5 protein-coding genes and 1 pseudogene are annotated in these 8,330 nt (G+C 60.2%); 5 read left to right on the top strand and 1 reads right to left on the bottom strand.

Features of this window, described 5'->3' with window-relative positions; translation table 11 throughout:
• From QZ213_RS20345 to QZ213_RS20325, 5 genes and pseudogenes are all read left to right on the top strand, one after another.
• Nucleotides 1–416, top strand: a pseudogene (locus tag QZ213_RS20345) (hypothetical protein); the annotation flags it as partial.
• 188 nt (nt 417–604) lie between these two features.
• Nucleotides 605–1,798: an ABC transporter substrate-binding protein gene (locus QZ213_RS20340; RefSeq protein WP_291687892.1), complete on the top strand. Its 1,194-nt coding sequence runs from the start codon at nt 605–607 to the stop codon at nt 1,796–1,798.
• A gap of 635 nt (nt 1,799–2,433) precedes the next feature.
• Nucleotides 2,434–3,510: a phosphotransferase family protein gene (locus QZ213_RS20335; protein WP_291687891.1), complete on the top strand. Its 1,077-nt coding sequence runs from the start codon at nt 2,434–2,436 to the stop codon at nt 3,508–3,510.
• Nucleotides 3,507–4,703, top strand: a complete 1,197-nt coding sequence (locus tag QZ213_RS20330; RefSeq protein ID WP_291687890.1) for an acyl-CoA dehydrogenase family protein — start codon at nt 3,507–3,509, stop codon at nt 4,701–4,703. Before QZ213_RS20335 ends, QZ213_RS20330 begins: the two co-directional genes overlap by 4 nt.
• Nucleotides 4,704–4,708: 5 nt before the next feature.
• Nucleotides 4,709–6,346 carry an AMP-binding protein gene (locus QZ213_RS20325; protein ID WP_291687889.1) on the top strand — a complete coding sequence of 546 codons (1,638 nt, stop codon included), beginning with the start codon at nt 4,709–4,711 and terminating at the stop codon, nt 6,344–6,346.
• 358 nt (nt 6,347–6,704) lie between these two features.
• Here QZ213_RS20325 and QZ213_RS20320 read toward each other — a convergent pair whose 3' ends face one another.
• The gene (locus QZ213_RS20320) at nt 6,705–7,646 is read right to left on the bottom strand and encodes an MBL fold metallo-hydrolase (protein ID WP_291687888.1); all 942 of its coding nucleotides are present in this window, start codon (nt 7,644–7,646) and stop codon (nt 6,705–6,707) included.
• Nucleotides 7,647–8,330 lie beyond the last annotated feature (684 nt).

Genomic DNA, 8,330 nt, shown 5'->3' with positions numbered 1-8,330 from the left:
TGTCCGCGAATGGAGCGGCGCCTGGCGGTCATCCTTGGACCGACCCATCATCACAATGGATGAGTCCGGAATTAGTTCCCCTGGAAGACGCATCGGATCCGCAGTGGCTTGACGATCCGGAGCTGAAGCCGGTCTACGAATGGATGAAGGAATACGTGCCTACCGCCAATCCATCGGATACCTTCTACCCTTCCGGATGGACATACAGTCAAATGCTGGTGCAGGTGCTGCGCCAGTGCGGCGATGACCTGACGCGAGAGAACATCATGCGCCAGGCCGCCAGCCTGAAGGATTTTCGTAACCCCGCTTTGCTGCCGGGCAGCCTGATCAACACCAGCTCCACCGACTACCGGGTGGTCAAAGATATGAGGTTGGAGCGCTTCAACGGAAAGAACTGGAAGAGCATCGGTACTTGACGTCTCGCGCTCGACAAATCGTCGAGCGAGCATTCCGTCTTCGCGGAGAGATCGAACAGGCGGACAAGCCGCCTCGCTTCCAGAAGCCTGCCCTGCGCGTTGCGCTGCACCCTTCGTACAACTCCTTGCCTAACGCGCAGATTTCACCGACACTTCCTTCCAAACAGAAAAGTCAGGGAGGACGCCAAATGCCTGTTCACCGGATGACGCTGCTCGCCGCAACCTTGGCCGTGCTGGCGGCAACGCCGGCGTTGGCTCAAAAGAAATATGGCCCCGGCGTCAGCGATACCGAGATCAAGATCGGCCAGACCATTGCCTATAGCGGGCCGGCCTCTGCATATGGCACGCTCGGCAAGGTGGAGGCCGCCTATTTCAAGTGGCTGAACGAAGCCAAGGGCGGCATCAACGGCCGCAAGATCACCTTCATCAGCCGCGATGACGCCTACTCGCCGCCTAAAGCGGTGGAGAATGTGCGCAGCCTGGTGGAAGGCGATGAGGTCGCACTGATCTTCGGCGTGCTTGGAACGCCCCTGAACATGGCGATCAGGCCGTATCTGAACAAGCAGGGTGTGCCGCAGTTGTTCGTCGCCGCCGGCTCCTCGGCGCTGAACGACCCCGCGCATTTCCCGTGGACGATGGGCTGGCAGCCAAACCTGCGGGACGAGGCAAAATTCTACGCCAAAAACCTGCTCGCCCATAATTCGAAACCCAAAATCGGCGTGCTCTACCAGAACGACGATTTCGGCAAGGACTTGCTGAACGGCCTCAAGGAAGGCCTGGGCGAAGACGCCGACAAGATGATCGTCAGCGTGCAGAACTTTCAGTCGACCGACCCCACCATCGACAGTCAGATCGTGATCCTGCAGAATTCAGGCGCCGACGCGCTATTCCTGTTCACCTATGCCAAGCAGGCGGCGCAGGCGATATCGAAAATGTCCGACCTGAGCTGGAAGCCGGAGACCTATCTGCATCTCGGCGCGGCTTCCGTCGGCGCCACCTTCAAGCCGGCGGGTCTCGACAAGTCCACTGGCATCATGAGCGCGGGTTTCATGAAGGACGTCACCGATCCCAAATGGGCTGGCGATCCCGACGTAAAGACCTGGACCGACTGGATGATCGCCAACATGCCCGGCGCCGATCGCAACGATAGCCTCACCGCTGCCGGATACAGTTTTGCCCAGACCCTTGAACAGGTGCTGAAGCAGTGCGGCGAAAATCTCACCCGAGAGAACATCATGAAGCAGGCGGCAAACCTGAAGGATTTCCGCGTCGGACTACTGTTACCGAACAGCCGCATCAACACCTCGCCTACCGACTATCGCGTCGTGACTTACATGCAACTGCAGCGTTTCAACGGCACAAGCTGGGATGATGTGAAGTAAATCGAGCCCTTGCAAGCCCACGACTGATCCCGCGATTGCGGTCTGCTGGGAAAGCTGTGCGCGCGTGAAGGAAATGCGTCATTTTTCTGGGTCAGAGCGTGCTGAAAATGATGATTCTTTACGCGAAGCCTCAATGCGCGAGCGCGCTGAGGGCGGGAGGATGCACTCGCCCCTGTCCAAAAAAAGGCCCACTACCGCGAGCTGCGCTCGACCGGCTGTCCGCACTGCAGCAGGCATCCTGTGGCGAACCATGATGATCGCCCGGCGTCTGGCACATTTCGGACGTCAGCTTTTCGGTGAACGTCTGCTTTGCGCGGCGAGTCATTCCATAAGCGCCCAATTCCACGAATTCAGCCTTTTCCGAACCGCAAGCATCAAGCATGAAGCCTGTCTCGAGCCGTCGATACCGGAAAAAATTCAGAGCGGTTCTTAGACCAACATGTCGAAATCGTGCCGGTCGGGCCTGCGTTTCAACGGCAGTGTCTGGGAGACAATCAGTAGCCAGCAGTCGGGGAAGAAAGCGTCACAGAATTGAAGTGCATTCGTTACTCCATTGGCTAAGCTTGTGCGCGTTAGCGGCGGACGGATTTCCGATCATGTGATAGCTGACGGCGCGAAGGTAATGAAGGCAGCCCATGTCCAAGAGCCAAGATCATCCCGTCGCGGGTCGGACACAGGCTGCCAATGTGGCTGACCGTCTGCAGCGTTTGATAGAGTCGGAACACGGTGCAAGCGCACGGGTAATCAATTTCGGCGTGATGGAGGATGGCCATGCCGGCCTCACCTTCGGCTTCGAAGTGGTTGACACCGGTGGCACGGCGCTCGGCTGCTATGTCCTGAAGATGGCGCCCATAGGCGTCGTTCGCCGTGGCAATACCGATGTTTATCGCCAAGCGCCGCTGCTGCGGGCGCTAAGGAAATCTGGGCTGCCCGTTCCCGAAATCCCTTGGGCTTCGCCGGACGACGACCAATTAGGAACGCCTTTCCTGATCATGGAGCGCATGCCGGGGCGGGTGTTCTTGGTCTGGGAGCCGCATGCGTCGTTCTCGCGTGAGCCAGCGCACCTTCGGGGAATCTGGCTCCAGGCCGCGAAGCTGCTGGCGCGGGTTCACACGATCGAGTGGCGAGAGGCGCTGCCCGATTGGGAGCAGCCTCTGCCATTGCCGGAGGAGATCGGGCGCTGGACGAAAATCCTGCGTCACGCCGAAGATCCGGATTGGCTTGCGGCCGGCACCAAGCTCGGGAGGCTGCTTGTGTCACGAACCCCGGACGAAGCGCCGGTCGGCCTGGTGCATGGCGATTTCCAGCCCGGCAATATTCTTTACGACAACGGTCGCGCGGGCGGCCTGATCGACTGGGAGCTGGCCGCAATCGGCGCCCAAGGCCTCGACCTCGGCTGGATGTTGATGATGATCGACGCAGAGGCTTGGCACCCAGATTGGCGGCCGGTCGCTCCGATATCCGCCGCAGATCTAATCGAATCCTATCGCGAGTGCGGCGGTCCGGCATTCCTCAACATGGAATGGTATCAGGCGCTCGCGCACTATCGTCTGGGCTCGATCGCCTGCCTCAATGTCAAGCTTCATCGCACCGGCAAGCGTCCGGACACCCTTTGGGAACGTTTCGCGCCATCCATTCCGTTTCTGTTCGCCCGCGGCATCGAGCTTGCCGACCGCGCGCCCCCCATGATCCAGAAGGAAGCCAGTGAATGATCGATTTCGACCTTCCCGCCGACCTCGTGGCCCTGCGCGATCGGGTGCAAAACTTCATCGCCGACAAGATCGTTCCGTATGAGAACGACATCAGGCAGACCGCGCACGGCGCGCCGGAGCCCTTGCGCCGGGAACTGGTCGCCCTAGCGCGGGAGGCCGGACTGCTGTCGCCGCACGCGCCGAAGGAATACGGCGGCCTTGGGCTCGATCATCGCGGCATGGCGGTGATCTTCGAAACCGCCGGCTGGTCGACGCTGGGGCCGCTGGCGCTGAATATTCAGGCGCCCGACGAAGGCAACGTCAATCTGCTCAACGCCATCGCCACACCCGAGCAGAGAGCGCGCTGGCTTGCGCCACTGGTCCGCGGCGAGATTCGCTCGGTATTCTCGATGACGGAAACCGTCAGCGACGGCGCCGGTTCGGATCCCTCGCTGCTCAACACCATCGCCCAACAGGACGGCGACGGCTTCCTCATAACAGGCAAGAAGTACATGATCACCGGCGTACCCGACGCCGCGATCAACATCGTCATGGCGCGCACGCTCGACCCCTACGGCAAGGATATGGGGGCGACGATGTTCTTCGTCGATCTCGATGCGCCGGGGTTTCGCGTCGACCGCATGCTGGAGACGATCGACTCGAACTCACCCGGCGGTCACGCCGAAGTCTCATTCAATCGCGTCCGCGTTACGCCGGACCGCGTGCTCGGGGAGGTCGGCCAGGGCTTCCGCAATGCCCAAGTTCGGCTTGGACCGGCAAGGTTGACGCACTGCATGCGCTGGCTCGGTGCGGCGCGGCGCTGCCAGGCAATCGCGGCGGAACATGCCAGGCGGCGGCATTCGTTCGGCCGCACCATCGGCGAGCATCAGGGCGTGGGCTTTATGCTGGCCGACAACGAAATCGATCTGCATCTGTCGCGTCTGGCGATCTGGCATACCGCGTGGCTGCTGGATCAGCACGACAAGGCACGCAACGAGACCAGCATGACGAAAGTCTTCTGCTCCGAGGCACTGGGTCGGGTGGTCGATCGCTGCCTGCAAATTCTCGGCGCGATCGGAATCACCCGCGACACCGTCGTGGAGCGGATCTATCGCGATATCCGACCCTTCCGAATCTATGACGGCCCTTCCGAAGTTCATCGCCACGTACTGGCCCGTCGCGTGTTGGCGCAGAACGATCCGATGAAAAGGTGACAACGATGCCGAGCCGGCTCAACTACGATCAATTGTATCAGTCATTCCGCTGGACGATTCCCGCGCGTTACAATATCGCAGCCGACGTCTGCGACCGTCACGCCAGAGACCCCGGCAAAGTGGCCTTGATTGGCGTCGGCGACGACGGCAAGACCTGGGAAATGACTTTCCGGGAAGTGCAGCGCAAGGCCAATCAACTCGCGAACCTTTTGGTATCGCTCGGACTGGTAAAAGGCGACCGGGTCATGCTGCTGCTGGGCCAGAATGCCTGGACGGCGATCGGACACGTCGCCTGCTGGAAGGCCGGACTGATCTCGGTTCCGGCGTCAACGTTGTTCGGTGCCGACGCGATCACCTATCGTCTCAATACCGTGGGTGTGCGAATCGTCATCACAGACGCGGCCAATTTACCGACGGTGGAAAAGGCAAGACTTTTCACGCCCGCGGTGGAACATGTTTTCCTGGTCGATGGCGCCGCGCCGAACGCGCCTTCCCTTCCCGGGACCCTCGAAACCGCGCGCGACAGCTTTGAAAATGTCGATACGGCGGCCGATGATCCTGCATTCCTCAATTTCACCTCAGGTACGACAGGCAATCCAAAAGGGGCGCTGCAGGCCCATCGTTCGATGCTGGGTCACCTTCCGGGGATCGAACTGGGCCTGGATTCCTTTCCCCAGCCCGGCGACTGCATGTGGTCGCCAGCCGACTGGGCATGGCTGGCAGGCTTGATGGATGTGCTGATGCCGGCGTGGTTTCACGGTGTCCCCGTGCTCACCTTTCGCGCGCCACGCTTCGATCCGGAGCAGGCCTTCGCCATGATGGGCCGCCACCGCGTCAGGACCGCATTGCTAACGCCGACGATGTTGAGGGTGATGCGGCAGATTCCCGATCCGGTTAAGCGTTACAGCATGGATTTGCGCGCGATCATTTCGGGCGGTGAATCGGTCGGGAAAGACCTGCATGAATGGGCAAACGACACCCTCGGTGCTCCCGTCAACGAAATGTTCGGTCAGACCGAATGCAATCTCGTGCTCGGCTCGAGCCGCAGGATCATGCCGATCAAGCCTGGGGCTCTGGGACGCGCCATTCCCGGACATGTGGCAGGAATCGTTGATGACGATGGTCGGCCGTTGCCTACGGGCGATATTGGCAATCTGGCTTTCCGCAGTCCCGATCCGGTGATGATGCTAGAATACTGGCAAAACCCCGAGGCAACCTGGAGCAAATACGCGGACGGCTGGTTGATCACCGGTGACCTCGCGCGCTGCGACGAAGACGGCTACTTCTGGTTCCACGGGCGCGCCGACGACGTCATCACGAGTGCCGGCTATCGCATCGGGCCTTCTGAAATTGAAGACGCGCTGGCTCGGCATCCGGCCGTGGTGATGGCAGCAGTGGTTGGCGTCCCGGATCCGGTTCGTACGGAATCCATCAAGGCGTTTATCGTCTTGAAAGAAGGGATATCACCGAGCCAGACGCTGGTCGAGAATGTACGGGACTTTGTGCGTGACCATTTGGCCAAGCACGAAGTGCCGCGCGACATTGAATTCGTATCCGCGTTGCCGACGACGACCACCGGCAAGATCCTGCGGCGGGAACTGCGCGATATCGAACGCACCAAGGCTGCCGCAAACCGCGGCTGACACTATGCGTACTGCGGAAAACGCCACGGCAACCGATTATCCAGTCAGTTAGCACGCTTCCGTTCGTCCCAAAGTCCGCTTTGCGCCATGAAGAGACTCATGCACCGCAGCAGACACGTCTCTATTCAATCACCTCGTTGCTGGCTCCGTCGGCTGGCAGACCGGCACCAACGGCCCTTGGCGAGATCGTCGGTCGGCAACCTTCTGCGCCCGGAGCGCCGCATCTCGTGGTCTCAGAACTTTTGGCCGACCTCTCGGGCACCCACATCTGGTTTGAGCTGACTTGGCCACAGCACAGCTAACAAATTGCGCCGGTGGTTATTGGTTCCTGTTTTCGCAGGGACGATGAAGTTGAATCTCACAGCGGCAGCTTCAGCTCCATCAAATCGCGGGCGACGATGATGCGGCCCTTGAAGGTCTTCCTGGCCTCGTTGCGCCAGTCATCGTCGGTCACGTCGAGCTCGCCGGGAACGAGATGGCTCATCACCAGCACCTTGACCTGCGCCGCGTCGGCGATGCGGCCGACGTCCTCCGCCGCGGTGTGGCTCTCGAGCAGATGCTTCTTCAGCGTGGCGCCGTTCTTGACCCTCGTCACGAGACGATCGACCCACGGCAGATAGAGCGCTTCGTGCACCAGCACGTCGGCGCCTTTGGCGAATTCGGCGAGCTTCGGATTGTAGGCGGTATCGCTGGAGAACACGATGACGCCGTCCGGCGTCTCGAACTTGTAGGCGAAATTATCAGTGATCGGTGGATGCGGGGTGCGGAATGCCGTCACCTTCACGTCCGGGGTCTGCAGCACCACGCCGTCCTCGGTGATGTCTTTGGCGATCAGAAGCTTGCGCAGGTCGGGGCGCCCTTCGTCCTCGATCCGGGTCTCGATGTCGAATTTGTTTAACTCCCAATAGGTCCGGGTCATTGCCTCGAGACCTTTGGGGCCGAACGAATGGATCGGCGTCGACAGGCCCGTAGCCCAGGCGTTGTAGACGAGGTTGCCGTATTCGAGATTGTGATCGGAATGGTGATGGCTGATGAGGATGTATTTTATGGATTCCAGCGGCACGCCAGCGCTGACGAGCTGGTGGCTGACGCCCATCCCGCAATCGATCACGAATGGCGTATCGTTCACCATCACGAGGTTGGCGGGATTCGATGGCCCGACGCCGACGCGCGGTCCGCCCTTGGTGCCCAGGAACACGATGCGCGTGCGGGGCTTTGCGGATTGCGCCCAAACCCGTGGCGCGGCAAGGCCTGCGGCGCTGCCGAGCGCAAGCTTCAACGCATTGCGGCGATCGATCATGACAAGGCCCCCCAAGGGTTGTTATAATTGTCGTTTAAAGAAGCGTTATCCAACAATCAAGGCTGCGACGAAGAGATGTTATGGCTGCGAGCGTTTGGGTTCGCCCGAGTCAAAAACAGTCGTGGCAGCCCTGAAATGCCATTTCCGATCTGCGTACTGCTAAAAGCCCTCGCATCGTTCGGGGCTTTTTTATTTCCTGGTCTGCGAATGTCTGTTGTGGGTGTGCGCCGTGACAAGGCAGCGCTTTCCAGTGGGTGCGAGCCCCACCCGGCAACCGCTCCAGCCGGAAGCAATCGGAGCAGTCGTGGAGGTAACGAAGTGGCTGAAGCCTCCGGTTAGCGTGTCACGAATTGGTGACAGCGCGCGTTTGCATGCGTAGCTTGAGTGAACGCTAAGCAAGCCTCGAAAAGGGCAATGCGCAGGCCGATCCGACAAACGGGGAAGGCTGATACGGCTGGGGTGAAGCAGAGCGAAGAGTACGCCCAGCCGCTGCGCCGGGGTAGTGGGACAGCATGTACACAAGAAAGCTACGCAATACGTCAGCTCCGGGTCAAACTGAGAAGAACTCAGTGCGAGCATATGTTTTCCGGGTTGGCCCTCTTAGCGAACATTGGTCGGGCACGTAGCTCGCTGTTCGGTAGCAAGGTGCAAAGGTAGAACACTTCTCGCGCAAGGTTTCGAAAT

Origin of the sequence: Bradyrhizobium sp. (genome assembly GCF_017881085.1) — a bacterium.
Lineage (GTDB): Bacteria > Pseudomonadota > Alphaproteobacteria > Rhizobiales > Xanthobacteraceae > Bradyrhizobium.
This window is presented reverse-complemented; position numbering and strand designations above follow the sequence as displayed.

Bases quoted from the DNA above. Each gene is read 5' to 3' on its own strand.
- QZ213_RS20340 (WP_291687892.1), top strand. From the start codon at position 605: ATGCCTGTTCACCGGATGACGCTGCTCGCCGCAACCTTGGCCGTGCTG.
- QZ213_RS20335 (WP_291687891.1), top strand. From the start codon at position 2,434: ATGTCCAAGAGCCAAGATCATCCCGTCGCGGGTCGGACACAGGCTGCC.
- QZ213_RS20330 (WP_291687890.1), top strand. From the start codon at position 3,507: ATGATCGATTTCGACCTTCCCGCCGACCTCGTGGCCCTGCGCGATCGG.
- QZ213_RS20325 (WP_291687889.1), top strand. From the start codon at position 4,709: ATGCCGAGCCGGCTCAACTACGATCAATTGTATCAGTCATTCCGCTGG.
- QZ213_RS20320 (WP_291687888.1), bottom strand. From the start codon at position 7,646: ATGATCGATCGCCGCAATGCGTTGAAGCTTGCGCTCGGCAGCGCCGCA.